Genomic DNA, 25,658 nt, shown 5'->3' with positions numbered 1-25,658 from the left:
CTGGGACCGACCTGACGAGGCTTTGGACCGATCGGTTCCTGGCCATTGGGAAGGCGATCTGATCATCGGGAAGAACGGTCACTCCGCGATCGGCACGGTCGTGGAGCGCCACTCGAACTACCTTCTCCTGGTCCATCTGGAGCCGACGAAGAACCGCGTCGAGGGGCTATCCGACGGGCTGGTGTCCAAGCTCGCAGAGTTGCCCGAGGCGCTCAAGCGCTCGTTGACCTGGGACCAGGGAACAGAGATGTACGCTCATCAACGCATCGCGCAGATGGCCGGTATCGACATCTTCTTCGCGGATCCTCATTCGCCGTGGCAGCGAGCGACGAATGAGAACACCAACGGTCTGCTGCGTCAGTACTTTCCCAAGGGCACTGATCTCAGCGTCCACAGCCAGATCGATCTCGACCACGTCGCCGATCAGATGAACCGCCGACCACGTCGGCGTCTGGAATTCGCGACTCCCTACGAAGTACTCTCAGACCACCTGTTGCGATGACCCGTTGAAACCGCCGTCCGAATCTGTGCGGATTGTGAGCATTCGGCCCCGCGGCGCTTCTCATCTGCCCCGCGGCGCTTCTCAGGCGGCGATGCTCGTCTTCAGATCTTCGTCAGTCGAACTCGCCGCGTTCGCGGCGTTCGCGACGCTGCTGCTGCTCGACGTCGTCTGCGATGCGCTGAAGGAAGTCCGGATCGTCATCCGGTGCCGGGGGCCCTGCCGTCTTGCGTCCGCCGAAGCCGCCGTCCGCGCGCTTGCGGCCGATGAGGAACCACAGCGCCGCTCCGATGACCGGGAGCAGGAGGATCACCAGGATCCAGCCCCACTTCGGCAACGCGGCGATCCTGTCCCGTGGGCGCGCAGCGCAGTCGAACACGCTGTAGAGCATGATGGCCACGGCCAACACGATTCCGACGACGATTCCCCTTGCCATGCCGTCAATCTTAGTCGACTCAAGACCTCTTGGTGCGGAGGGTTCGCACAGTTCGATCCGCAATCCGGAGCACACTTCCCAGCGCAGTCCGCACTGCGATCCCCAGTGCGATCCCCAGTGCGATTCCCCGTGCCATCCCCACTGCAGTACCCATCGCCGCCTCCGTCCCAGTTCCGGCGAACGTCCGCCTCCGCGCGGCACCGCTGTTCGAGAGCCTGAGACGACCTGAGAGGCGGGGGACGACGCGATCACTACACTGGAGCATCATGCGTTCCTTCCTCGTGTACAACCTCGCCCGCCTCGCCATGCTCGTGGGCTGCGTCCTCGTCGTCTGGACGATCTGGGGTCGAACCCTCGTGGGCACGGTCGTGGGGATCGTGATCTCCGCGCTGCTGAGCTTCCTCGTGCTGGCGCCGCTGCGCAACAGGTCCGCGGAGGAGCTCGTCGACGGCATGCAGCGCCGCCGTGAGGAGAAGGCTCAGAAGAAGGGCCGCGACGAGACGGACGAGGACCGCAGCATCGACGACGCGTGAGGCTCGTGCAGCCCGCGGATCCGTGATCGCCGGTTCAGAGGGCGATGCCCAGGGCAAGCAGGAATGAGAAGGCCAGAGCGGTCAGCGACGTGGCCTTGATCGTGGGGATCAGGTCGGCACCCGTGGCTCCCGACAGGACCAGCTTCACCGGCTGCACCACGAGCACCAGCGAGAGCACCGCGATGACGCTCGCAGGATGCCCGTCGACGATGGGCCCCATGAGCATCACGAACGGCGCGGCCACGAACACGGTGTAGACCGCCCGCGACATGGAATCGCCCAGGAGGACGGCGAGCGTCGTCTTCCCGACCTCGCGGTCCGTGGGGATGTCCCTGATGTTGTTGGCCATGAGCACGCCGCACGCGAAGAGGCCGATCGCGATCGCACCGCTCACCGCCGACAGGGTCACGCCGCCGGCGATCGATGCGGCAGTGCCCAGTGTGGCGACCAGGCCGAAGAAGGTGAAGACGAAGAGCTCGCCCATCGCCATGTAGCCGTAGGGGCGCTTGCCGCCGGTGTAGTACCAGGCAGCCAGGACCGCCGCGGCTCCGACAGGGATGAGCCACCACTGGCTGGAGACGAGCACGAGCACAAGGCCCGCGACCCCCGCCACACCGAAGCAGATGAATGCCGCGCGCTTCACCGTCTCCGGTTCCGCCGCTCCGGTCGCTGTGAGCCGCATGGGGCCCACGCGCACGTCGTCGGTGCCGCGGATGCCGTCGGAGTAGTCGTTCGCATAGTTCGACCCGATCTGCAGGCCGAGCGACACGATGAGTGCCAGCAGGGTGCGCAGGAGGACGGCGGTGATGTTGACGGTCTGCTGCTCGCCCGGCCCCGTCGAGCCGAGGATGATCGTCGCGAAGCCTCCCAGCGCACCCAGGCCGGCGCCGGCCCCGATGAGGACGGGAGCGATCGCCAGTGGGAGCGTACGCATCCGCGCGCCCTCGACCCACTCGCCGAACGTCGCCATCCGCACCTCCCCTTCCTCTCGAACCTTCCGTATCCTACCCATCCACGGGCGGAGCGGCCTCGCCGAGGGTCCGTGCCGCCGCACGATCCGGTTTTCCGATCGACTTGACCGGCAGCGCATCCACCTCGACCGCGAATCGGGGGACCCTCGGCCCGGCGATCCCCCGCGAGCGCAGTCCCGTCTTCAGAGTCTCCAGCACCGCATCCGGTACGGGAACGGGACGCTGAGCACGGCCCCCTGCAGCGTCCGAACCGTGCGATCCCCCTGAACCTGCCGAACCTGCCGAACCCCCAGCCCCAGCAGATCCCTCCGAGCCCGTCGCCCGCGCGGTGTCGGGCACGAGCAGCGCGACGAGCACCTCGCCCCATTCCTCGTCTGCCCGGGCGGTCACGAGGACCTCCGCATACCCCAGCGGCTCCGCCAGGGGGAGCAGCGCGGTCTCGACCTCGTGGGGCGAGACGTTCTCGCCACCGGTGACGATCACATCGTCGGCGCGTCCCAGCACGTCGATGCGAGGACGCTCGCCCGCCCCTTCGGCGGCCTGCCGGGAACCGTCGCCGAGGCGCCCATCGGTCGCACTGTCATCCCACCGGCCGAGGTCGCTCGTCACGAGCACTCGCTGCGGACCCTCGCCGTGGAATCCGCCGGCGAGAGGAAGGTCCGCGGCACGGTCCAAGTCGGCTGGACCGTCGACTCGACAGTCTGTGCGGCCGTCAGTCCGACCGTCGGCCGGACTGTCAGCCTGACCCTCCAGCGGGGCCGGCGGGTGGGGGATCGCAGTCAGGGAGATCGGATCCTCGTCGACTCGCACGTAGCCGTCTGCGAGGACGGGGCCCGCCAGCACGATGCGGCCGTCGCCGGCGATCCGGACATCGACCTCGGGGAAGGGGAGGCCGTCGTAGACGCATCCGCCGGCCGTCTCGCTCATGCCGTACGTGCGCACGATCGGCACACCGGCATCCGCCGCGCGCTCGAGCAGGCGCGGTGAGATCGACGCGCCGCCCAGCAGCACGGCGGAGGTGCGGGCGAGCACCTGGGCGGATTTCGGCGACTGCAGGACCCGGGTGAGCTGGGTGGGGACGAGCGAGGTGTAGACGGGAGCGTCTCCCGCGGCTCGCAGCGTCTGCGCGAGGTCGTCGGCGAACCGCTGCGGGTCGAACGCGGGGGCTCCCGCCGGCGCGGGCGATGCCACGGTGGGCGGCGCCCCCGCGAGCAGCGCGCGCAGCACCACCTGGAGTCCCGCGATGTGGTTGACGGGAAGGCACAGGTGCCAGCGGCCCGGCCCGGACAGCAGGTCCTCGGTCGCACGGGCCGATGCCACGAGCGCGTCGCGACCCAGTGCGACGCCCTTGGGCGTCCCGGTGGATCCCGAGGTGAACAGGACCAGCGACGGCGCCGGACGCGGCGTGCCCGCCGGATCGTACGCCGCGGGTCCGAACGTGCGGAGCGCTCCGCTGCGTTCGCGGGGCAGCAGGATCCCGGGCCCGCCGGCCAGCATCTCCGCGACTGCAGAGACAGTGCTGTGCGTGGTCATCGGCTCAGCAGCACCGATCGGCTCAGTAGTACCAGGGGAAGGGCGACCAGTCGGGGTCCCGCTTCTGGAGGAAGGCGTCGCGGCCCTCGACCGCTTCGTCCGTCATGTATCCCAGCCGGGTCGCCTCGCCCGCGAACACCTGCTGGCCCACCAGCCCGTCGTCGACCAGGTTGAAGGCGAACTTCAGCATGCGCTGCGCGTTGGGGGACTTGCTCAGGATCTCGCGGGCGACGTCCAGTGCGGTCGACTCGAGCTCTGCGTGGTCGGCGACGATGTTCACCGCACCCATGCGCTCCATGTCCTCTGCGGAGTACTCGCGGCCCAGGAAGAAGATCTCCCGCGCCTTCTTCTGCCCGACCATCTTCGCGAGGTAGGCGGAGCCGTAGCCGGCGTCGTACGACCCGACGTCGGAGTCCGTCTGCTTGAAGCGCGCGTGCTCGCGGGACGCGATCGTCAAGTCGCAGACCACGTGCAGCGAGTGGCCGCCGCCCGCCGCCCAGCCGGGCACGACCGCGACGACGACCTTGGGCATCGTGCGGATGAGGCGCTGCACTTCGAGGATGTGGAGTCGCCCGGCGCGAGCGGGATCGATCGTCTCCGCTGTCTCGCCGTCTGCGTACTGGTAGCCGGACCGGCCGCGGATCCGCTGATCGCCGCCGGAGCAGAACGCCCAGCCGCCGTCCTTCGCGCTGGGACCGTTGCCGGTCAGCAGCACGGCACCCACGTCCGGGGTCTGGCGGGCGTGGTCGAGCGCGCGGTAGAGTTCGTCGACCGTATGGGGACGGAACGCGTTGCGGATCTCAGGGCGGTCGAACGCGATGCGCACGCAGCCGATGTCCGCACCGTCCGCATCGATCGCGCGGTGGTAGGTGATGTCTGTGAAGTCGAAGCCGACGACTTCGCGCCACGCTGTCGGGTCGAAGATGTCGGAGACCTGTGAGTTGCTCATGCCCGCCAGCATATCGGCCGGTTGGGCCCCACCCTCGGCGCAGGATCCCGCAGGCGCTCCGCCACACTCCCGCAGAGTCGTTGGGGACGCGCGGCACGGTTGGCGCTGCCCCGGGGGCGTGGCCGTATCGTGGCCCGTATGCTCATCAGCCCGGAGGTCCGCACAGTCCTCGACCACACGGCACGCCCGGACGACCTGTTCGAACGCGTCGTCCCGGTCGCGCTGCCCATGGTGACGCGATTCCGGGGCATCACGGTGCGGGAGACGTGCCTCGTGAAGGGACCCGCGGGGTGGGCGGAGTTCGCCCCGTTCACGGAGTACGACGTGCCGGAGGCATCCCGCTGGCTGCTCGCCGCAGTGGAATCGGCCGCACTCCCGTACCCCTCGCCCCTGCGCGACGGCGTGCGCGTCAACGCGACCATCCCCGTCGTCCCCGCGCATCGCGTGCCGGCTGTGGCGGCCCGCTACCCGGGCGTGCGCGCGGTGAAGATCAAGATCGCGGAGAGGGGCATTGCGTCTCTCGAGGATGACATCGCCCGGGTCGCGGCGGTGCGGCGGGCGCTGCCCGACGCCTCGGTGCGCTGCGATGCGAACGGCGCATACACGCACGACGAGGCGAAGACCGCCCTCACGGCACTGGCGCGGACGGGGCCGCTCCAGTACGTCGAGCAGCCGGTGCCCGACGTCGACGGCCTCGCCCGCCTGCGAGAGTGGATCTCGAGCGCCCGCCTGCCGGTGCCGATCGCGGCCGACGAATCGATCCGCAAAGTGTCCGACCCGCTGAGCGTCGCCGCGCGGGGCGCGGCGGACGTCATCGTCGTGAAGGCCCAGCCGCTGGGCGGGATCCGTGCCGCGGCGGCGATCATCGAGGCGGCGGGACTGCCCGCGGTGGTGTCGTCCGCCCTGGAATCGAGCGTGGGCCTCGCTGCGGGCGCCGCACTCGCCGCGCACCTTCCGCTGTCCAGAGAGGCCGAATGCCTCCTGGGCTCCGAACCCGCCGCGGGGCTGGGCACCGCGGCCCTGTTCGCCGGGGACGTCGCAGATCCCGCGCTGCTGCCCCAGGACGGCAGCCTGCCGCTGGGGCGGGTCGAACCCGACGAGGACCTGCTCGCCGCACACGCAGCAGGCCCCGAGCGCGCCCGGTTCTGGACCGAACGGCTCGAGGCCTGCTGGAAGCACGTCACGCGAGGAGAGGACTCCGGGCGCGCGGGCTGATCACCCGCGGCGGATCAGGGCAGCGCCGCCACCATGTCAGCCGCGGTCGTGCTCATGTCTTCGATGCTGGCACCTTCGACACCCGCGCCCGAGGTCCCGGTGACAGTGAGGACGGCTGATCCCTTGAGTGCCTGGATCGAGGTCGTCGTCATGGACTGTCCCGCGACGTCCATCTCCACCTCGGTCGCGAAGACCGCGTCCGCACCGTCGACCTCTGCGTCGATCTCCGTCGTCGAGGTCGCGAGCTCCATGTCCTGCATCGTCACCGTGATGTCGCTGCAGGTGCCCAGGGAGTCGGAGTTCGTCTCCATTGCGGCGAGAGCGTCATCTGCGGACGGGTAGCCGAGCGCGCCTCCGATGCTGGAGGCGGACGACTCCGCAGGGAGGCCGGTGACGACCGTCGTATCCGCTTCTTCTGCGGCGGTGAGTGCGGCATTCATGAAGACCTCGCACTCCGCGGGCTCCACCGTGATATCGCCCATCGCCCCTGCGGCACCGCTCAGCGCCTCGGCGTCGGCGACCTCGGCGGTGAACCCTCCGGCCTCGACCGCGGCGATGAGGTCCTCCTCGGTCGCCGGCTCGGCCTCGGCGGGAGCCTCTTCGGCCGCCGCTTCGTCAGCCGATCCCTCGCCACCGCCCTGCTCCTCAGCGGCCGCATCGGTGCCGGCGGCCTCCTCCGATCCGCCGCCGCAGCCCGCGAGCACGAGGCCCGCTCCCACGCACGCGCTCACGACCGTCAGTCGCAGTGTCGACTTCTTCATGCCACTCCTCGGATTCCGGGACGCTTCGCTTCCCGTTCGGTTCGTACGGAACAAATGTACGGGGCGGCGGGAGGGGTCGACGCACGGCGGTGTGCCAGATCGGACACACGGACGCGCGGCGGGTCCGCGATCACCTGCGAGCGCAGTGCTGCGGGGCCGCGCGGGTGAAGGCGTCGGTGACCCGAGCGCGTCAGTCCGCGAGCAGTGCGCGCACGCGGGGGATGACCTCCGTGCCGTAGAGCTCGATGGAGCGCATGAGCTGCTCGTGGGGCATCGGGCCGTTCGCGTACTTGAGGTCGAAGCGGTCGACGCCCAGAGTGCGCACGGCATGCGCGACCTTCGCAGCGACCGTGTCGGGCGAGCCGACGTAGAGCGCGCCCTCCTCGATCTCGCCGGAGAACTCGCGCTCGCCCGCGGGGCCCCAGCCCCGCTCGCGGCCGATCCGGTTGCGGTTGGCGATCCAGTGCTCGCGCAGGTGGTCCCGCGCCTCGGCGTCCGTCTCCGCGATGTGTCCGGGGGAGTGCACGCCGATCGGGGCCTGCGGCTGCTCGAGCTGGTCGTTCGCCCGGCGGTAGAGGTCTGCGAACGGGGCGAAGCGGTCGACCGGCCCGCCGATCACGGCGAGCATGAGGGGGATGCGGTACGTCGCCGCGCGGATGACGGACTCCGGGCTGCCGCCCACCGCGATCCACGTCTTCAGACCGTCGTGCGTGGGCGGGTACACCCGCTGATTGCGCAGCGGGGCCCGATGGCGGCCCTCCCAGGTGACCGGCTCCTCGGTCAGCAGGTGGGAGAAGAGGTCCAGCTTCTCCTCGAAGAGCTCCTCGTACTGCCGCAGGTCGAAGCCGAAGAGAGGGAAGGACTCGGTGAAGGACCCGCGGCCCAGGATGACCTCGGCGCGGCCGGAGGAGATCGCGTCGATCGTCGAGAACCGCTGGAAGACGCGGATGGGGTCATCGGAGCTCAGGACCGTCACCGCAGAGCCCATCCTGATCCGCTGCGTCCGCGCTGCGATCGCGGCCAGGACGATGTCCGGCGCAGACACCGCGAAGTCGTCCCTGTGGTGCTCGCCCACCCCGATGAAATCGACGCCCACGGAGTCCGCGAGCACTGCCTGGTCGACGATGTTCCTGATCACCTGGTGGTGGGGCAGCGGGGTGCCGTCGGCGTCGACGGTGACGTCGCCGAACGTGTCGAGCCCGAGCTCCGGGCCCTTTGTGCTGGGCGTCGTGACCGGTGTCGTGTCATGTGCGGCGCTCGTCATGGCGTCCTCCTCGTGTCGGCGGAGTGCAGCACCCGACGACGGTTAAAACTTCAAGTTCTCGAGGGGTGAACCAGCGGGAGCGCTGTTCTGTTCCCGGACCACGGGACTGGTGGGGGCCTCGGCGGTGGTGGTGTTCTCCTGCATCGCCCCACCCATCTGCGCCGTTGACGTCCCGTCGGAGACGTGCGCGGCGATGGCGACGCGGGTGACCGCGTCGGCGCCGAACTCGCGGAAGTGGCGCGTGCGACGGCCCGGGATGATCGGGTCGTGCATGGCTCCGGCCATCCGACCGGTGATCTCCAAACGGCCGTCCGCGTCCGCGCACAGCGTGTAGGAGGTGTCCGTGAGCGGCGAGGAGACCGTGACCCGATACTTCTCGCCCGGGTGGAAGACGTCTGCTGTCTGCACGCGGAACGTGCCGGACCCCGTGAGGGTGAATCCCTGACCGCTCACGTCGCGGAACTGCGTGAGCTGAGCGCGTCGCCGGGAGAGCGACACGGTCCAGCCGTGGACGGAGAAGGCCGGTTCGCCGGTCACGTGGTCGAAGGAGGCTCCGTCCGCGTACGGGTCGTCCACGGCGTCCGGGGACGCGTCGATGTGGGCGAGCCATTCGGCGAGCTCGCGCCGCCACAGGGCCCAGTTGTGGACTCCGGTGGGGCGCGGGCACCAGACGTGGGGGATGCCGAGGCGCTCCAGCGCGGTGTGGAAGCGAGCGCCGTGCGCCGCGACCTCGGTCTCCAGCAGGTCGACGGCGTCCTCCGTGTCCGGGTCCGGAGTGCCCGAACCGGCGGAGAACCAGAGGTCCGTGTGGCGGAGGTTCGCGGCGAGCGCGACGGGGGAGTTCGCATCCCACTCCGCGCGGTCGTGCTTGGGATCGCCGAACAGCGATCGGGCCGCCCCGCCCTGGCGCAGGGCGATGATGTCGAACAGCGGTACGGCCGAGGCCGGGTCCAGCGGGGAGGAGAAGGCTGCGGCCGCCGCGAACCGGTCGGGGTGCAGGGCCGCGTACTTCATCGCCCCGTATCCGCCCATGGACAGGCCGGCGATCGCGGAGTCGATGCGGTCGGGGCGCACGGAGAACGTGTCCGCGATGAAGGCGGAGAGCTCCTCCAGGTGGAACGCGGGCCAGTCGAGCACCTCGTCGTCGCTGTCGACGCGGGTGCCCCGACCGGTGTCGCGCGTGCCGTGGACCGCGTGGCGGCTGTAGCTGGCGGCGCTGGCGTCGGGCATGACGACGAGGTGGGGAGAGTCCGCGGTGAGCGCCTCTGCGTCTCCGAAGTCCGTCCAGCTGCGGAAGTCATCGCCGGATCCGTGGAGCAGCCACAGGACCGGTGCGGACTCCGATGGGCGTCCCGGCAGGAGCACGCGCACACCGACGGTCCGGCCCAGCGCGGGGGAGAACACGAAGAACTCGCGCAGCCGTGAGGTGAGCTTCCGCTTGTCGCGGACGTGGAAGTGCCGTGCGGCCTCACCCGTGGGCTCCGGACCCAGGAACGCGGTCGACTGATCCCTGCCGGGGAACGCGCCGGTGCGGCGGCGCAGCACGGTGAGCGCCCGTACGGCGCGGGCGCCGACGGACAGCTTGAGTGCGGCGGGGATCATCGGGTCTCCTTGCAGGGGTGGTGCGCACGGGTGCGCGCCCGCTCCCTTAGCAGGGGTGCGGGTGGCGGTTCGGTGGCGAGTATATGGCCGGAAGGTGAACGCGCAAGTCAGGTTGGGAAGCGGGCAGCGCGCGGATTGGGAAGCGGGCAGCGCGCGGATTGGGGAGCGGGCAGCGCGCGGAGGGCCGTGAGCGGTCGTGGGAGAATCGCCGGGTGAATGCCTCGACCGTCTCCGCCCGCCGTCTGGTGCGCGCACTGCTGGTCTCCGGTGTGCGCGACGTCGTCCTGTCCCCGGGCTCCCGCTCCGCGCCGCTGGTCTACGCGTTCGCGGACGCGGAGGCGGAGTGCGCGGAGTCTGCGGAGTGGACGGAGTCCTCGCCGCGCGAAGCCCGCCCGCTGCGCCTCCACGTCCGCATCGACGAGCGGGACGCGGCGTTCACAGCGCTGGGCATAGCGAAGGCCGGCAGACTCACAGGGGTGCACCGGCCCGTCGCGGTCGTGACGACGTCCGGGTCCGCCGTGGGCAACCTCCATCCCGCGGTCATGGAAGCCGCGCACGCGCACCTGCCGCTCGTGCTCGTGACCGCCGATCGTCCCGCTCGACTGCGCGGCACGGGCGCCAATCAGACGCTCGACGCCCAGCACGAGGCGCTGCCCGAGGTCGTCGCCGCATGGGACCTCCCCGTCCCCGCGGACGGGGAGGAGGCTGATGGGGCCGACTTCACCTGGGCGACCGCCGCCGAGGCCGCCGTCACCCGCGCCTGCACGTCGCCGGGCGGGCCGGTCCAGCTCAATGCGCAGTTCGACGCGCCCCTCGTCCCCGACCCGGATGCGGCGGGCGAACCGGTGCTCGTGTCCCCGGCCGCGGAGCGCGGAGCTGCTGCATTCGACCAGGGCGAGGGAGCAGTTGCACTCGGCCAGGGCGGGGGCGCAGTTGCACTCGGCCAGGGCGGGGGCGCAGTTGCACTCGGCCAGGGCGGGGGCGCAGTTGCACTCGGCCAGGGCGGGGGCGCAGCCGCACCCGGCCAGAGTGGGGGCGCCGACGGTTCCGGTGCTCGTGCGGAGGTCGCCTCGGGAGACGCCGGCCCCGCAGGCGGTACCGCACCGTGGAGCACGATCCGCGACGTGCTCGCGGACCCGCAGTCACGACCGGTGATCGTCGCGGGAGACGACCTGGGCTTCGCCACCCGCACCCTCGCAGACCTCGCCGCGGAGTTCTGCGTCCCCGTCTTCGCGGAGCCGTCGTCGGCGCTCGCCTCGCATCCGTGCACCCTCCCGGCGCACGCGCAGCTGCTGGGCGGTTCGGCATCTGCAGACGTGCGCGCGCGCATCACCCACGTCATCGTGACCGGCCGTCCGACCCTGTCGCGCCCCGTCGCACAGCTGATCGGACGCGACGATCTGGAGAGGATCACCGTCCCGTACGACGCCGATGGGCTCGCGGACACGGTGTCCGAACTCGGCACGCGCGCTGCTGAGCACGCTCCCATGCGCGCTGCTGAGGACGCTGCTGCGCACGGTGCTGAGGACGGCGCTGCGGACGGTGCGGGGACCGGTTCGTGGTGGGCCGACTGGGCGGCGCTCGCCTCCGGGCCGGTGAACGACTCGGAGGATCCCACCGATGCGGCGGTGCTCGCACTGCTGGAACGGCCCGGCGTCCTCGTCGCGGCGAGCTCCAACACCATCCGGCACCTCGCGCGTCTCCAGCGGCCGCATCATCCTGCCCGCGTCGTGGCCTCGCGCGGACTGGCCGGGATCGACGGGCTGGTGGCGACGGCCTCGGGAGTGGCACTGGGACTCGAGGACCAGGGTGCCCCTGAGGACCAGCGCACCACTGAGGACCACGGCGCGATCGAGGACCAGGGCGGCCACGAGGAACCCGTGCGGCTGCTCATCGGCGACCTCGCGGCCCTGCACGATCTGGGCGGGTTCGTCGTGCCGACCCACGAGCGCCGGCCGCGTCTGCAGACGGTCGTCCTCCACGACGACGGAGGTGCGATCTTCGCGGGCCTCGAGCACTCGCAGCCGCACGTGGCGTCCCGCTTCGACCGCTTCTTCGGCACGCCGCACGGCACGAGCCTCGCGGAGGCGGCCCGGGCCCTGGGCATGAGCGCGTACACCGCGGACCTGCGGACGGGTCAGAGCGAGTCCGGCGAGGCAGGGGCGACGGTTCAGACTGAGCCCGGTCGCGGCACGGCGGCCCCGGCGGGGTTCCGCGAGTTCCTCGACAGCGGCGCTCCGGGGCTCTTCGAGATCCGGCTGCCGAGCGTTCGGGCCTGAACTGCGTGCGGGCGTCTCCGCCCGCTCAGCCCAACGGCGTCGGATCCTGGTCGATGACCCGCTCCAGCAGGACCCGCAGCTGCGCGCGTTCGTCCGGAGAGAGCCCGCCCGTGAGGATGGGCTCCAGTGCCTCGACTCGCGGCAGGAGCTCGTGCAGCGTCTCCTGGCCTGACGGGGTGAGGGTGACGACCTTGCGGCGCGCATCGCCCGGATCGGCGGTGCGGACGACGTGTCCTCGTGCCTCCATCCGGCGGACCAGGTCTGTGATGGTCGCGCGATCCAGACCCAGTTCGCCGCCCAGCCCCGCCTGACTCATGCCGGGCGCGCGCGCCAGCACGGAGAGGGTCGCGAACTGGACGCTCGTCACGCCGGTCGACACGTGCCGCGTCCACGCCGCCACATGCGCCTGCTGTGCGCGTCGCAGCAGGTGGCCCGTGAAGTGCTGCGGGGACGGGACGAGAGCCGTCATCGTCCGGCAGGCACAGGTAGCGCCGAGGCGTCGAAGACGGAGTCGAAGAGCGCGGCGAGGTCGGCGGTCGCGTCGAGCGGCAGGACGGACGCGACGTACTGGTCGGGACGCACGACCACGACCGCGCCCGACTGCGGGTCGATCCCGCGCTCCGCATAGATGTCCGTGCCGGAATGCGTGCAGGAGGAGAAGACCTTCTCCAAGTCGGTGAGGCTCAGTGCCCCGCTCGAGGGGCGGAGCACCTCCGGCAGTGCGGGCAGTGCGATCTCCGTGTGGGGTCGCTGGAGCACGGCTCTCACATCGATGCGCGCGTCCAGGTCCTCGCCGGGCAGGCGATGCCGGTTGACGGGGGAGCCGGGGTCCTCGCCGAGCCAGTCGACGAACGCGTCGAACCGCTGCTCGCCGGCGTCGGCGAACGCGTAGACGCGCCAGCGTCCGTCTGCGGTCGCCGCATGGCCGAGCTGCATCTCCTTGGCATCTGCGGCCCGGTGCACGGGCGCGGAATGGAACCGGAAGCCCACCGGGAAGCCCGCGGCGACGTGCTGGTGCTCCTCTCCGCCCGTGAGATGCGTGGACCGTGCGGGGTAGGAGGTCGCGACGCCGGCGGTGTACCGGCCGTGCTGGACGAAGTAGTCGCTGAGCTCCGCCGCCGTGACGCCCCCGCGCTCCGGATGATCCGGGTCCGCAGGAGCCGCCGCCATCATCGCGGACCACTCCTTGTCGAAGTCGATGAGCTCCTGGGCGACCGGGCGCCGCTCCGCGTCGTACGTGTGCAGGAGCGCGTGGTCGGACCGGCCCTCCAGCACCGCCGCGAGCTTCCACCCCAGGTTGAAGGCGTCCTGCATCGACACGTTCATGCCCTGGCCCGCCTTCGCGGAGTGCGTGTGGCACGCATCCCCGGCGATGAAGACGCGGGGCAGCGACGCGTCATCGTCGCCGGCACGCACGTCGCGGTCGGCCACGTCGTCGAAGCCGTCCGCGATCCGCTGCGCGACCTCGTAGACGGAGAACCACACCGTCTCCTTGACCTCGAGGGTGTAGGGCGCGAGGACCGTGCGGGCGACCTCGACGACCTCGTCGGCGCTCATGGAGCGCAGCGCCGTGCGGTTCCCGTCGGTCACCGTGCCGAGGTCCACGTAGAGGCGGGCCAGGTAGCCGCCCTCGCGGGGGATGAGGAGGATGCTGCCGGTCTCCGACTGGATGGCGCTCTTGAAGCGGATGTCAGGGAAGTCGGTGTCGAGGAGGATGTCCATGACGCCCCATGCGTGGTTCGCCCGATCGCCCGCGAGCGTCCTGCCGATCGCTGCGCGCACGCCGGACCGTGCGCCGTCGCAGCCGACGACGAACCGTGCGCGCACCATCGATTCCGCGCCGGTCTCCATGTCCTCGAGGGTGACGCTGACCGGGTGGGTCGGATGATCCGTGTGCTCCAGGCCCGTGAAGGCCGTGCCGTAGTCCGGCTCGAGGCGTGCGGGTGCGTTGTGCGCGGCGGTGAGGAGGTGGTCGTGGATGCGCGCCTGATTCATGATGAGGTGGGGCATCTCGCTCAGCCCGTCCTCGACATCGCGGGTCCGGCTGGTGCGCATGATGGTGCCGGGCCGTTCGGCATCCGGGCGCCAGAACGTCGTCTCGTTGACCCAGTAGGCCTCCTCGAGGAGGGAATGGGCGAACCCGAAGGCCTGGAACATCTCGACGGAGCGGCATGCCACGCCGTCGGCCTGGCCCAGGGTGAGCGGTCCTTCCCGCCGTTCGACGACGCGCGTGCGGATGCCGGGGTGCCGCGCCAGCTGCGCCGCGAGGACCAGTCCGGCGGGGCCGGTGCCCACGATGAGGACGTCGACGTCCTCGGACGCTCCGGCGACCGTGTCGTCGGGGTCCTGCACCGCGGGGGCGACTGCGGGGTCACCGGAGTGGTAGCCATCGCGGTAGTACTGCATCGGAGCTCCTTCGGTCCTGCGTTCTCCCGCCGGTGTGCTCCGGGGCGAAGCACGATCCGTGGTGCGGATCACGACGGGGTGGTCTCGGTGAGCACAACGTTCGTACCCCAACGGTTTCAAGGTGGCCGACCTCGGACGAAGGACAGCGACCTCGGGCCCGGGACAGCGGGGAGCTCAGTGCGAGGTGTCCGGGCTCCAGTCGACGCCCAGCGCGCTCCGCATGGGTGCGAACTTCGCGTCCGTCTCGCGGCGCTCGGATTCGGGCTCGGAATCCGGCATGATGCCGGCGCCGGCGAACAGACGGATCCGATTGCGCTCCTCGAGCTGACCGCACCGCAGAGCGATGCCGAACTGCCCGTTCCCGTAGCCGTCGACCCAGCCGACGGGTCCGGCGTAGCGACCCCGGTCCATCTCCTCGAACTGGCTGATGAGGTCCATCGCGCGTGCACGGGGAGTGCCGCCCACCGCGGCTGTGGGGTGCACGGCGTGGGCGACCTCGAACGGGCTGATCCGTGATCCGTCCGCGCGGGTCGACAGCCGGCCGTGCGCGTCGGAGGCCAGGTGGATCACGTTCGCGAGCTGCAGGAGATGCGGCTCCGGATCCACGTGGAGCTCCTCCGTCACCGGCCCCAGCGTGCTCGCGAGAGAATCGATCGCGTACGAGTGCTCGACGGAGTCCTTGCGGCCTCCCAGGTGCGCTCGCGCACGGGCGACCTCCTTCTCCGGATCGTCCTGGACCCGGTACGTCCCGGCGAGCACCCGCGAGTGGACCGCGCCGTCCTCGACTCCGATGAGCAGCTCCGGGGTCGCGCCCACCAGCCCCGCGACGAGGAACGTCCAGGTGCTCGGGAACTCGGCGTTGAGCCGACCCAGGGCCGTCCGGACATCGATGTCGTCCTCGGCGGTGATGACTTCGTCACGGGCGAGGACGATCTTGCGCTCGCCGGCCTCCGGGCTGCGCAGGCGCGATGCCGCCAGCGCGACGATCTCCTCGAAGCGCTCGGGGCTCACATGCCCCGGCGCCCGCGAGACGATCCGCTGGTCGCGCAGCGGAGTGGGCGTGAGCTGGAGTCCAGCGATGAGCTCGTCGGACTGCGCGGCCGGCTGCGTGGGGTCCTCGTCGCCGCCCACGTGCGTGAGCCAGACGCGTCCGTCGCGTCTGCCGAGGATGTACTCCGGCACGTCGATCACGGAGTCCACGCCGGAATCCGCGGCGAACGCGATCGCGGAGAAGCCGACGAGGCCGGATCCCATGAGGGCCACGCGATCGTCGACCTCCGCGGCTGCGACCAGCTCATCCCACTGCCGTGCGAGGTCGTGGAACCGGTCCTCGCCGCGGGCGCGCAGACGCAGCCGTCGTCCGATCCCCACGAGCCCGGATCGTCCGCGCACCCAGCACGCGAACCCGGAGGTCGGCAGCTGCGTCAGGAAGTCCAGGGAGCTGGTGGGGATGTTCCCGGAGAAAGGCGGGGGCGCATCGGGCGTGAGGCCGTCGACGAACCATGACCGGACGGTCAGACGGGGCGTGGAAGCGGACGGAGCGGAGGTGTGGGGCACGGTCCCACGATACTGAAGCCGCGGGAGATCGGAGCTGGGAGGGACCGGAGCTGCGAGGGACCGGAGTCGCGAGGCTGAAGCCGCACGAGGCTGAAGCAGCGCTCCACAGGGACAGGGCGCTCGACGGATTCGCACCCGGCTCACGGGTGGGGGAGACTGGTGTGCATGAATCGCGCCCAGCTCGACAAGGATCCCGGCGACGTCGCGTCGATGTTCGACGACGTCGCAGATCGGTACGACCTCATGAACGACGTGCTCTCGCTGGGGCAGACCCGCCGCTGGCGCCGCATCGTCGCCGAGGCCGTCGATGCGCAGCCCGGTGAGAAGGTGCTCGACCTGGCCGCCGGGACCGGGACGAGCTCCGTCCCCTTCGCCCAGGCGGGCGCGGACGTCATCGCCGGCGACATCTCCGAGGGGATGCTCGACGTGGGGCGCGCACGGAACCCCGGGATCCGCTTCATGTACGCGGATGCGCTGGACCTGCCCTTCGCCGACGGGGAGTTCGACGTCGTCACCATCAGCTTCGGGTTCCGGAACGTGAACGATCCCACGCGTGCGCTCGCCCAGATGCAGCGCGTGCTGAAGCCCGGCGGCCGCCTCGTCATCTGTGAGTTCTCGCGGCCGGTGTTCGGTCCCTTCGACACCGTCTACCGCGAATACCTCATGCGTGCGTTCCCGCCGGTCGCGCGGCTCATCAGCTCGAACCCCGCATCGTACGAATACCTCGCGGAATCGATCCGGGCGTGGCCGGGCCAGGACGGTCTCGCCCGCGTCATCGCGGATGCCGGGTTCGACCGCGTCCAGTACCGCAACCTCTCCGGGGGGATCGTCGCCATCCATCGCGCCATCCGCCCGGCGGACGCGTGAGCGCAGCGCAGGACCCCCGCACGACGATGCAGGACACTCGGCCCGTCGACGCCCAGCCTCAGGACCCCCAGCCGCAGGACTCCCAGCCGCAGGACCCCGATCCCCTCGACTCCCATCCCCTCGATGCCCGGGTGATCGACGCGGACGTCGTCGTCGTGGGCGCCGGTCCCGCAGGTGCGGCGACCGCCGCGCACCTCGCCCGCGCGGGCCTCGACGTCGCGGTGCTCGAGAAGTCGTCGTTCCCGCGCGACAAGATCTGCGGTGACGCGCTCACCCCGCGGGCCGTCCGTGAACTGGGGCACCTGGGCGTGGACACGCGCCCGGAGGACGGATGGCATCGCAACCGCGGTCTGCGGCTGATCGGCGGCGGGCACCGCATGGAGATCGACTGGCCCGGTGGCGGGGGCTTCCCCGACTACGGCCTCACGAAGACGCGCATGGGCCTCGACGAGACCCTGGCGCGCCACGCGCAGCGTCAGGGCGCACGGCTCTACGAGCAGGTGGCGGCGACGGAGCCGGTCATCGGGTCCGACGGCTGGCTCACCGGGGTCCGCGCGACCGGCACGGATCAGCGCGGTCGGAAGGTCGGTCCGGAGGCGTACTTCCGCGCACCGCTCGTCGTCGCCTGCGACGGCGTCTCCTCACGCGTCTCCGTCGCCCACGGCGTCGAGAAGCGCGATGACCGCCCGATGGGGGTGGCCGTCCGCACGTACCACTCCTCGCCGCGCCACGATGACGGCTACCTCGAGAGCTGGTTGGAGCTGCGCGAATCCGGCGGCGACCCCATGCCCGGGTACGGGTGGCTGTTCCCGCTGGGCGACGGCACCGTGAACGTGGGACTCGGGATCCTCGACACCTCCCCGCACTTCGGCACCGTCAACTACCGCACCGTGCTCGATGAGTGGCTCGCGGCGATGGGCCACGAATGGTCGATCGACGAATCCACGCAGCTGGAGCGGGTCCGCTCCGCAGCGTTGCCCATGGCGTTCAACCGCACGCCGCACTTCCGCGACGGCCTCATGCTCGTGGGGGACTCCGCCGGCATGGTGAGCCCCTTCAACGGGGAGGGGATCGACTACGCGCTGGAGAGCGCGCGGATCGCCGCGGACGTGATCGTCACCCACCACCGGATGCCTCAGCACCGCAGGCGCGTCGCGATGCAGGAGTACCCTGAGATCGTCCGCGATCGGTTCGGCGGGTACTTCACCCTGGGACGGGTCTTCGCGGACCTCATCGGACGGCCCGGGCTCATGAGCCTCGGGATCAAGTACGGTATGGGAGTCGACGCGCTCATGGCCTTCGCGGTGAGGCTGATGGGCAACATCCACAGCGAGGGGAGTGACGCGGACTCCATGGATCGTGTCATCACCGCACTCACCCGCTCCGTCCCCGCGACGACGAACAGCTGAGGGGAAGGACGACCGAGCCCGGTGAGTGCGATACTGACTGCGACGTCTGAGACCATGAGGAAGATGAACGAGCCGATGACTCCCGATACTGCGGGCACCCTGTCCCGTCCGCCGGCTGGGCCGTTCGCCGCGGCCGATTCCGCGCTGGCGATGGACCTGTCGACCCGCCTCGAGCGTGTCGAGGCGCGGCTCACGGAGGCCGCCGCGCAGTCCGACCGGCTGCCGCACGAAGCCTCCCACCATCTGATGCGCGCGGGCGGCAAGCGCGTGCGCCCCCTGCTCGTCCTCCTCGCCGCCGAACTGGGCGACGGGACGCGGTCCGACGTGCTCGATGCGGCCGCCGCCGTCGAACTCATCCACTTGGCGACGCTCTACCACGACGACGTCATGGACGACGCCCCCGTGCGCCGCGGAGCGCCCAGCGCCCACGAGGTGTGGGGCAACTCCGTCGCCATCCTCACCGGCGACCTCCTCTTCGCCCGCGCCTCGCTGCTGTCGGCCGGCCTGGGTCCCGACGCGGTCCGCCTGCAGGCGACGACGTTCGAGCGGCTGGTCCTGGGACAGCTCTCGGAGTTCACCGGTCCGCGACCGGAGGACGACCCCATCGACCACTACATTCGCGTGCTGTCGGACAAGACCGGCTCGCTCATCGCGGCGGCCGGTGAGTTCGGCATCCGCTTCTCCGGCGCATCGGACGCTCTCGTCGACCCGATCCGGGCCTACGGCGAGAAGGTCGGCGTCGCCTTCCAGCTGGCCGACGACATCATCGACCTCACCTCCGATGCGGAGACGTCCGGCAAGACTCCGGGGACGGACCTGCGCGAGGGCGTTCCGACCCTGCCCGTCCTGTATGCGCGCCGTGCGGCTGCCGCTGGAGATGCATCCGCCGCCGAGGTCGTCGCCCTGCTGGACGCGGATCTCACCTCTGACGAGGCTCTGGAGGCCGCGCGCTCCGCGCTCGCGGCACACCCGGTCACGGACCAGGCGAGGGCCGAGGCCCGCCGCTGGTCGGAGGACGCGATCACCGCGCTCGCGGTGCTGCCTGCCGGCGACGTGCGCGATGGCTTCGAGGCGTTCGCCCGGCAGGTCGTCGAACGCACCTCCTGACGACGGGCCGGCGTCAGGACTGTCGCCAGCACTGTCGAGTCGATCAGCGCCTGCGTGAGGTGCGCACCATGTCGGTGATGAAGAGTGCGCACGCGACCCAGATGATCGCGAAGCCCGCCCAGCGGGCCGGTGACATCTCCTCGCCCAGCAGCCAGACGCCCGTCACGAACTGCATCGACGGGGTGATGAACTGCAGCATGCCCACCCAGCTCAGCGGGATCCGTCGCGCCGCGGCGCTGAACAGCAGCAGGGGCAGGGCGGTCGCCGGACCCAGCAGCAGCATGAAGACGAAGTGCCAGGAGCCCTGGGTCGTGAAGGTGTCCGTGTCCGCCGCCAGGGTCCAGCCGATGAAGGCTGCGGCCGGGACCGTCAGGATCAGCGTCTCGACCGTCAGCCCGCCCAGCGCGCCGACGGTGGCGCCGACCCTGTTCTTCAGCAGCCCGTAGCCCGCGAAGGTGAAGGCGACCAGCAGGCCCAGCCAGGGGACGGAGCCGTATCCGATCGAGATGACCAGGACCGCGACGGCCGCGACCCCGACCGCCGTCCACTGCAGGGGACGCAGCCTCTCCCGCAGGAAGACGACGCCCAGCAGGATCGTGATGAGTGGGTTGATGTAGTAGCCCAGCGAGACCTCGACGACGCGTCCCAGCTCCACCCCCAGCAGGAACCCCAGCCAGTTGATCGCGATGAGCACGCTCGCGGCGAGGAGCGTGACAGTGGTCCGCGGGCTCCGGAGGATCCGCCACACGAGCGGATACCCCCGGGTCAGTGCGAGGAGGAGCGCGCAGAAGAGCAGGCACCAGACGATCCTGTGGGAGAGGATCTCGAGGCTGCCCGCGGGGGCCAGCGAGTCGAAGTAGAGGGGGAGGAAGCCCCAGAGGAGGTAGGCGGTCGTTCCGTTGACCAGTCCTGCACGGCGCCTGGCCGTCTCATCTGCGGGCAGGCCGGAGGGTTCGGGGGTCTGCGTCACGTCCCCACTCTAGTGATGCCTGTGAGTTCCCGAACAAGTGCCGTATGTGTGAGCAGGGTCGCGGTGGGGGCAGGTGAGGTAGCACTAAGATGGACGGTCGGTACTCGTCAGTCGTGGTGGTCGCAGACGCCTCCACCCGCGAAAGGTGTGTGAACAGTGAGTCGAGCTCTTCGTGTTGCGATCGTAGGAGCGGGACCGGCCGGAATCTATGCGGCGGACCTGCTCACCAAGGCCGAACGCGACTTCGAGCTCAGCATCGATCTCTTCGAGCGGCTGCCCGTCCCGTTCGGCCTCGTCCGCTACGGCGTGGCTCCGGACCACCCGCGGATCAAGGGCATCCAGAAGGCCCTCATCAAGGTGCTGGACCGCGGCGACGTGCGGCTCATCGGCAACGTCGACTTCGGGACCGACCTCACGCTCGAGGACCTGCGCCGGCACTACGACGCGGTGATCTTCTCGACCGGCTCGTTCGACGACGCCCGGCTGGACCTCCCCGGTGTGGATCTGCCGCGCTCGTACGGCGCCGCGGACTTCGTCAACTGGTACGACGCGCATCCGGACGTGTCTCAGGAGTGGCCGCTCGACGCGGAGCGCGTCGGAGTCATCGGCAATGGGAACGTCGCCCTGGACGTCGCCCGCGTGCTCGCGAAGCAGGCCGACGACATGCTGAGCACTGAGATCCCGGATCACGTCTATCAGGGCCTGAAGGACTCCAGGGTCACGGACGTGCATGTGTTCGGTCGCCGCGGGCCCGCGCAGACGAAGTTCACCCCGCTGGAGCTGCGGGAGCTGGGCCTCGTCAAGGACGTGGACATCGTCGTGTACCCGGAGGACTACGAGTTCGACGAGGCCTCGATGGCCGCGATCCACAGCAACAACCAGACGAAGCAGGTGACGAAGACGCTCACGGACTTCACCCTGCGCGAGCCGACGGGCGCGCCACGGCGTCTGCACCTCCACTTCCTCCATGCGCCCGTCGAGGTCCTGGGCGACGAGGAGACAGGCGTGACGGGCCTGCGGACGGAGCGCCAGCAGCTGGACGGGAACGGCGGGGTCGTCGGCACCGGCACGCTGCACGACTGGGACCTCGATGCCGTCTACCGTGCTGTGGGCTACTTCGGCTCGCCGCTGACGGACATCCCGTTCGACGCCGACAAGGGCGTCATCACGAACGTCGAGGGGCGAGTCCACGAGGGCACCTCACAGGCGACCGCAGCAGAGACTCCCGTGATCGACGGCCTCTACGCGACCGGATGGATCAAGCGCGGGCCCGTCGGACTCATCGGCCACACGAAGGGCGATGCGCTCCAGACGATCACCCACCTCATCGAGGATCGCGAGGCCGGCCGGCTGCCGCAGCCTGAGGAACCGTCGGAGGACGCCATCACAGCGCTCCTGGACGCGCGCGGAGTCGACTATGCGGACTGGGACGGGTTCCATCGCCTGGAGACCGCTGAGAAGGCGCTGGGCGAGCCGCAGGGCCGTGAGCGCGTCAAGATCCCCACGCGTGTCGGGATGCTCGAGCACTCGCGCCGGCAGGCCTGAGCCTCCCCTCCAGCGCGCAGGAGCACCGCGTAGAAGCACTCCGTAGGAGCACTGCACTGGAGCACAGCACAGGAGCACTGCACAGCACAGAAGCGGCGGCCGCACCCATCGGGTGCGACCGCCGCTTCTGTGCGTGTGACGCGAGGCGTCAGGAGATCGGCGTGCCGTCCTCGTTGAGAGCGGGGTAGACACCGTTCTCGTCGTGGACCTCACGGCCCGTGACGGGCGGGTTGAAGGTGCAGATCATCCGCATCTCGTGCTCGGTCCGCACCGTGTGCTTGTCGTGCTTGTCGAGGAGGTACAGCGTGCCGTCGCGCAGCTCGTGGACCTCTCCGGTCTCCTCATCCGTGATGGTCCCGGAGCCGCCGACGCAGTACACGGCCTCGATGTGGTTCTGGTAGTGGAACGTCGAGGTGGTTCCTGCGTAGAGGGTCGTCTCGTGGAACGAGAAGCCGACGCCCTCGCGCGCCAGCACCATGCGGCGGCTGCGCCAGTTGTCGCTGACGATGTCGCGCTCGGTGCCGTTGAGGTCATCGATGTTCACAACGTACATGGGATCACTCCTGAAGATCGTGGTGTGAGCGGTGCTCGGGGAACGAGCAGCCGTTCCGGCAGTGTGCCACCCCGGCCTGACGGGCGGTGGTCTCCGTTCGTCGGACCGGGGTGGCGAGTGTGCGTATCAGGCAGACGTGGCCTCGGCGGAGGGGCGCTCGACGGCGGGACCGGTGACGGTCCGGACCGCGGCCTCGATGATGTCGAGTCCTCGCTCCAGCTCGTCAGCGGTCACCGTCAGCGGAGGCATGATCTTCACGACCTCGTCCTTCGGTCCGGACGTCTCGAGGAGCATCCCGTTGCGGAAGGCCTCGGCCGCGATCTTGCCGGCGGCCTCGGGATCCTCGAAGAACAGGCCGGACAGCAGGCCGCGTCCGCGGACTCCGGCGCCGCTCGTCGTGACAGCGATCGACTCGAGGCGTGCGTGCATCGCGTCGATGGTGGTCGCGAGTTCCTTCTGGAAGGAGGGATCCGCCCAGTACTCCTTGAGCGCTGCGGTGGCGGTGACGAACGCTGCGTTGTTGCCGCGGAACGTGCCGTTGTGCTCGCCCGGCGACCAGATGTCGAGTTCCGGACGGAACAGCGTCAGCGCCATCGGCAGGCCGGAGCCCGCGATGGACTTCGACAGGCAGACGATGTCCGGGACGATCCCTGCGTCCTCGAAGCTGAAGAACGTGCCCGTGCGGCCGCAGCCGGTCTGGACGTCGTCGACGATCAGCAGGATCTCGTGCTCCGCGCACAGGTCGGAGAGGCGGCGCAGCCAGTCGAAGCGCGCGGCGCGGAGGCCGCCCTCGCCCTGGACCGTCTCGACGATGATGGCGGCCGGCTTGTCGACGCCGGAGCCCGAGTCCTCGAGGACGCGCTCGAGCCAGAGGAAGTCCGCCGTCTCGCCATCGAAGTAGTCGTCGTAGGGGATCTTCGACGAGTTGGTGAGCGGGATGCCCGCACCCTGGCGCTTCATCGAGTTGCCGGTCACGGACAGCGAGCCGAGCGTCATGCCGTGGAACGCGTTCGTGAACGACAGGATGTGCTGGCGCCCGGTGTACTTGCGGGCCAGCTTGAGCGCCGCCTCGACCGTGTTCGTGCCCGTGGGGCCGGGGAACATGACCTTGTAGGGCAGCTCGCGGGGCTCCAGGATGACGTCCTTGAACGTCTGCAGGAACTCGCGCTTGGCGGGCGTCATCATGTCCATCGAGTGCAGGACGGCGCCGGACTGCAGGTATTCGATGAGCGGCTCCATGACCACGGGATTGTTGTGGCCGTAGTTCAGAGCGCCGGCTCCGGAGAAGAAGTCCAGGTACTCCGTGCCGGATGCGTCCGTCTGCGTCGCGCCGGACGCCTGCACGAACTCCACCGGCCAGCTGCGGGAGTAGCTGCGGACCTCGGATTCGAGGGAGTAGAAGATGTCGGTCATGGTGGTTCTCACCTTCCTGGGGTCTTCGACCCTTGGGATTCGACCGGACGGGAGCCGCTTCTCGGCTGCTGGACCGAACGGTCCGGACGCGTGCGGAGGTTCAGTCCGAAGCGCCCGACGTGGGTGGGGACGGTGTCACTGTGAGGACAGTGCCGGGTCGCGGCGCGATGGCCGCGGCCGTCCATGCTCAGCGTGAGCCGAGCGGTGCGATCTCATAGAGGTGCTCCGTGTCGTGGCCGTCCGGGTAGTCCTCCGGCACGAACAGGGGGCTGTGGGTGCATTCCGCGCCGTGGCGGGCTGCGAAGGACGTGAAGAGTCGCTGGGACGCTTCGTTGTCCGCGGTGATCGTCGTCTCGAGGCGGGCTGCCCCGGTGCGATCAGCCAGCTCGTCCAGCATCCGGCCTGCCAGCCCGTGTCCGCGGCTGGCGGCATCGACGGCGACCTGCCAGATCATGAGCGTGTCCGGAGCGTCCGGACGCATGTAGCCGGTGATGAAGCCGGCCGGTTCTCCGTCGAGCGCCGCCAGGACGGAGGTGCGGGAGAAGTCGCGCGCCCACAGGAGGTAGGCGTACGAGGTGTTGAGATCCAGAACCTTCGAATCACGGGCCAGCGTCCACATGTGCTTGCCGTCCGCGATGGAGGGGGAGCGGAGCTCGACCCGCTCGGAACCGGAGTCCTCAGCGGGGGTAGAAGCGGAAGTGGTCTCTGTGTCTGCGGGAGTCACGTGTTCCAACATAGCGATCTGAGGGAGGATCTCAACCGCCGGAAAGTGTGCTGCGGGCCCGCGATGAGAGGCTTCAGGGGGTCCGACGGCTCCCCGGCGAGACCCCCGCATCGTCAGTGGTTCCGTGGGCTGGCGGGGGGTCGCTCGGACCGGATCCGGACCGCTGTGGAACTGGAGTCCCATCGTTGCGGGACCGTTACCGGTTCGTTACCCAGAAACCATCATGCGGGATTCTCGTGTGAGCTGCGTCACGACGAGGCGGGTGCGGCTCCTCCGTGGAGGTGCCGCACCCGCCTCGTGCATGCGGAGTGGTCCGACCGGCGGTCAGCGGTAGTTGACGAACTGGAGGTCGACGTCGAGGTCCTTGCCCTTGAGCAGGCTGATGACCGACTGGAGGTCGTCGCGCTTCTTCGAGGTCACGCGCAGCTCGTCGCCCTGGATCTGAGCCTTGACGCCCTTGGGACCCTCTTCGCGGATGATCTTGGAGACCTCCTTGGCGTTCTCCTTGTCGATGCCCTCCTTGAGGGTGGCGTCGATTCGGTGCTCCTTGCCGGACGGGTACGGCTCTCCCGCATCGATCGACTTGAGCGAGATGCCCCGACGGACGAGCTTCGACTGGAAGACATCGAGGACCGCGGCGACGCGGTCGGCGCCGTCGGCGCGCAGCTGGATGCCCTCGCCCTTCCATTCGATCGCGGCGCCCGACCCCTTGAAGTCGTAGCGGGACCCGATCTCCTTCGCCGCCTGGTTCAGGGCGTTGTCCGCCTCCTGGCGGTCGATCTTGCTGACGATGTCGAAACTGGAATCCGCTGCCATGATGTGCCTCCTGCTGGACGACGGGCGGCCGGCGTCCTGGCCGATCTCCCGTCGGGGTGGGTGGTCTGTCGTCGCGACGGTGCGCACGAGCGCCCCCGCGTATGGCGCCCATGCTAGTCGAGGGCCTCCGGGGATGCCTCTGCCTGCGCGCGGATGCCCGCGCAGAGGCGCCTCCCGAGTGTGCTGCGGACCTCACCCGCCCGATTAGCGCCGGTGCGGCCGAATGTGTATTCTCTATCAGGTGCTCGA

Annotated in this window: 23 protein-coding genes; 8 read left to right on the top strand and 15 right to left on the bottom strand. The window is 70.0% G+C overall.

All coding sequences use genetic code 11. From position 1 onward, the window contains the following. Nucleotides 1-502, top strand: a 502-nt coding sequence (locus BSP109_RS06910; RefSeq protein ID WP_146001096.1) for an IS30 family transposase, incomplete at its 5' end; no start/stop codon positions are given. A gap of 112 nt (nucleotides 503-614) precedes the next feature. Here the strand turns inward: BSP109_RS06910 and BSP109_RS06905 are convergent. Beyond that, the gene (locus BSP109_RS06905) at nucleotides 615-935 is read right to left on the bottom strand and encodes a PLD nuclease N-terminal domain-containing protein (protein WP_101599799.1); all 321 of its coding nucleotides are present in this window, start codon (nucleotides 933-935) and stop codon (nucleotides 615-617) included. Nucleotides 936-1,201: 266 nt separating this feature from the next. Between BSP109_RS06905 and BSP109_RS06900 the strand changes: the two genes are divergently transcribed. Next, the gene (locus BSP109_RS06900) at nucleotides 1,202-1,468 is read left to right on the top strand and encodes a DUF4229 domain-containing protein (protein WP_101599798.1); all 267 of its coding nucleotides are present in this window, start codon (nucleotides 1,202-1,204) and stop codon (nucleotides 1,466-1,468) included. Nucleotides 1,469-1,502: 34 nt separating this feature from the next. Here BSP109_RS06900 and BSP109_RS06895 read toward each other — a convergent pair whose 3' ends face one another. From BSP109_RS06895 to BSP109_RS06885, 3 genes are read right to left on the bottom strand one after another with little or no spacing between them, the layout of a single operon-like run. Continuing rightward, complete coding sequence (locus BSP109_RS06895; protein ID WP_087007541.1) at nucleotides 1,503-2,438, bottom strand: 1,4-dihydroxy-2-naphthoate polyprenyltransferase; 936 nt, start codon at nucleotides 2,436-2,438, stop codon at nucleotides 1,503-1,505. A gap of 34 nt (nucleotides 2,439-2,472) precedes the next feature. Continuing rightward, on the bottom strand, nucleotides 2,473-3,972 hold the full coding sequence (locus BSP109_RS06890) for an AMP-binding protein (RefSeq protein ID WP_101599797.1): 1,500 nt from the start codon (nucleotides 3,970-3,972) through the stop codon (nucleotides 2,473-2,475). 22 nt (nucleotides 3,973-3,994) lie between these two features. Then, nucleotides 3,995-4,921, bottom strand: a complete 927-nt coding sequence (locus tag BSP109_RS06885) for a 1,4-dihydroxy-2-naphthoyl-CoA synthase (protein ID WP_101599807.1) — start codon at nucleotides 4,919-4,921, stop codon at nucleotides 3,995-3,997. A gap of 138 nt (nucleotides 4,922-5,059) precedes the next feature. On the opposite strand from BSP109_RS06885, the gene BSP109_RS06880 reads away from it, so the two are divergent. Then, nucleotides 5,060-6,136 (top strand): o-succinylbenzoate synthase, encoded by a 1,077-nt coding sequence (locus BSP109_RS06880; RefSeq protein ID WP_101599796.1) that lies wholly within the window; start codon nucleotides 5,060-5,062, stop codon nucleotides 6,134-6,136. 14 nt (nucleotides 6,137-6,150) lie between these two features. On the opposite strand, the gene BSP109_RS06875 is transcribed toward BSP109_RS06880, so the two are convergent. The 3 genes from BSP109_RS06875 to BSP109_RS06865 form a co-directional block, all read right to left on the bottom strand. After that, complete coding sequence (locus BSP109_RS06875; protein WP_101599795.1) at nucleotides 6,151-6,897, bottom strand: hypothetical protein; 747 nt, start codon at nucleotides 6,895-6,897, stop codon at nucleotides 6,151-6,153. Nucleotides 6,898-7,087: 190 nt separating this feature from the next. Beyond that, on the bottom strand, nucleotides 7,088-8,161 hold the full coding sequence (locus BSP109_RS06870; RefSeq protein ID WP_101599794.1) for an LLM class flavin-dependent oxidoreductase: 1,074 nt from the start codon (nucleotides 8,159-8,161) through the stop codon (nucleotides 7,088-7,090). Nucleotides 8,162-8,203: 42 nt separating this feature from the next. Beyond that, entirely contained in the window at nucleotides 8,204-9,763 is a 1,560-nt protein-coding gene (locus BSP109_RS06865) for an alpha/beta hydrolase family protein (RefSeq protein WP_101599793.1), read from the bottom strand. A gap of 212 nt (nucleotides 9,764-9,975) precedes the next feature. On the opposite strand from BSP109_RS06865, the gene BSP109_RS17480 reads away from it, so the two are divergent. Further along, entirely contained in the window at nucleotides 9,976-12,042 is a 2,067-nt protein-coding gene (locus BSP109_RS17480; RefSeq protein WP_219618505.1) for a thiamine pyrophosphate-binding protein, read from the top strand. A gap of 25 nt (nucleotides 12,043-12,067) precedes the next feature. Here BSP109_RS17480 and BSP109_RS06855 read toward each other — a convergent pair whose 3' ends face one another. From BSP109_RS06855 to BSP109_RS06845, 3 genes are all read right to left on the bottom strand, one after another. Then, entirely contained in the window at nucleotides 12,068-12,511 is a 444-nt protein-coding gene (locus BSP109_RS06855) for a MarR family winged helix-turn-helix transcriptional regulator (protein WP_087007553.1), read from the bottom strand. After that, nucleotides 12,508-14,448 carry an FAD-dependent monooxygenase gene (locus tag BSP109_RS06850; protein ID WP_101599792.1) on the bottom strand — a complete coding sequence of 647 codons (1,941 nt, stop codon included), beginning with the start codon at nucleotides 14,446-14,448 and terminating at the stop codon, nucleotides 12,508-12,510. The genes BSP109_RS06855 and BSP109_RS06850 overlap by 4 nt, the downstream gene beginning before the upstream one ends. A 174-nt stretch (nucleotides 14,449-14,622) precedes the next feature. Then, a complete protein-coding gene (locus BSP109_RS06845; RefSeq protein WP_180959638.1) occupies nucleotides 14,623-16,005 on the bottom strand; it encodes an isochorismate synthase MenF in 1,383 nt (460 codons plus the stop codon). A gap of 165 nt (nucleotides 16,006-16,170) precedes the next feature. Here BSP109_RS06845 and BSP109_RS06840 point away from each other — a divergent pair, with 165 nt between their 5' ends. From BSP109_RS06840 to BSP109_RS06830, 3 genes are all read left to right on the top strand, one after another. Beyond that, entirely contained in the window at nucleotides 16,171-16,872 is a 702-nt protein-coding gene (locus BSP109_RS06840) for a demethylmenaquinone methyltransferase (RefSeq protein WP_087007557.1), read from the top strand. Beyond that, nucleotides 16,869-18,281, top strand: a complete 1,413-nt coding sequence (locus tag BSP109_RS06835; RefSeq protein WP_257944587.1) for a geranylgeranyl reductase family protein — start codon at nucleotides 16,869-16,871, stop codon at nucleotides 18,279-18,281. The genes BSP109_RS06840 and BSP109_RS06835 overlap by 4 nt, the downstream gene beginning before the upstream one ends. A 75-nt stretch (nucleotides 18,282-18,356) precedes the next feature. Further along, on the top strand, nucleotides 18,357-19,388 hold the full coding sequence (locus tag BSP109_RS06830) for a polyprenyl synthetase family protein (protein ID WP_257944586.1): 1,032 nt from the start codon (nucleotides 18,357-18,359) through the stop codon (nucleotides 19,386-19,388). Between the two features lie 43 nt (nucleotides 19,389-19,431). On the opposite strand, the gene rarD is transcribed toward BSP109_RS06830, so the two are convergent. After that, entirely contained in the window at nucleotides 19,432-20,358 is a 927-nt protein-coding gene (gene rarD / locus BSP109_RS06825) for an EamA family transporter RarD (protein WP_087007562.1), read from the bottom strand. 156 nt (nucleotides 20,359-20,514) lie between these two features. Here rarD and BSP109_RS06820 point away from each other — a divergent pair, with 156 nt between their 5' ends. After that, nucleotides 20,515-21,903 carry an FAD-dependent oxidoreductase gene (locus BSP109_RS06820; protein WP_087007564.1) on the top strand — a complete coding sequence of 463 codons (1,389 nt, stop codon included), beginning with the start codon at nucleotides 20,515-20,517 and terminating at the stop codon, nucleotides 21,901-21,903. A gap of 148 nt (nucleotides 21,904-22,051) precedes the next feature. Here BSP109_RS06820 and BSP109_RS06815 read toward each other — a convergent pair whose 3' ends face one another. The 4 genes from BSP109_RS06815 to BSP109_RS06800 form a co-directional block, all read right to left on the bottom strand. Beyond that, complete coding sequence (locus BSP109_RS06815; protein WP_087007566.1) at nucleotides 22,052-22,456, bottom strand: ectoine synthase; 405 nt, start codon at nucleotides 22,454-22,456, stop codon at nucleotides 22,052-22,054. A 126-nt stretch (nucleotides 22,457-22,582) separates the two neighbouring features. Continuing rightward, complete coding sequence (gene ectB / locus BSP109_RS06810) at nucleotides 22,583-23,869, bottom strand: diaminobutyrate--2-oxoglutarate transaminase (protein WP_101599790.1); 1,287 nt, start codon at nucleotides 23,867-23,869, stop codon at nucleotides 22,583-22,585. Nucleotides 23,870-24,056: 187 nt separating this feature from the next. Beyond that, nucleotides 24,057-24,593 (bottom strand): diaminobutyrate acetyltransferase, encoded by a 537-nt coding sequence (ectA, locus tag BSP109_RS06805; protein ID WP_256970322.1) that lies wholly within the window; start codon nucleotides 24,591-24,593, stop codon nucleotides 24,057-24,059. 324 nt (nucleotides 24,594-24,917) lie between these two features. Then, a complete protein-coding gene (locus BSP109_RS06800; protein ID WP_087007572.1) occupies nucleotides 24,918-25,409 on the bottom strand; it encodes a YajQ family cyclic di-GMP-binding protein in 492 nt (163 codons plus the stop codon). Nucleotides 25,410-25,658 lie beyond the last annotated feature (249 nt).

The sequence above is a fragment of the Brevibacterium sp. Mu109 genome (genome assembly GCF_900169375.1).
In the GTDB taxonomy this organism is placed as follows: Bacteria; Actinomycetota; Actinomycetes; order Actinomycetales; family Brevibacteriaceae; genus Brevibacterium; species Brevibacterium yomogidense_A.
The sequence above is the reverse complement of the archived record's forward strand: the minus strand, read 5'-3'. Positions and strand labels throughout refer to the sequence as shown.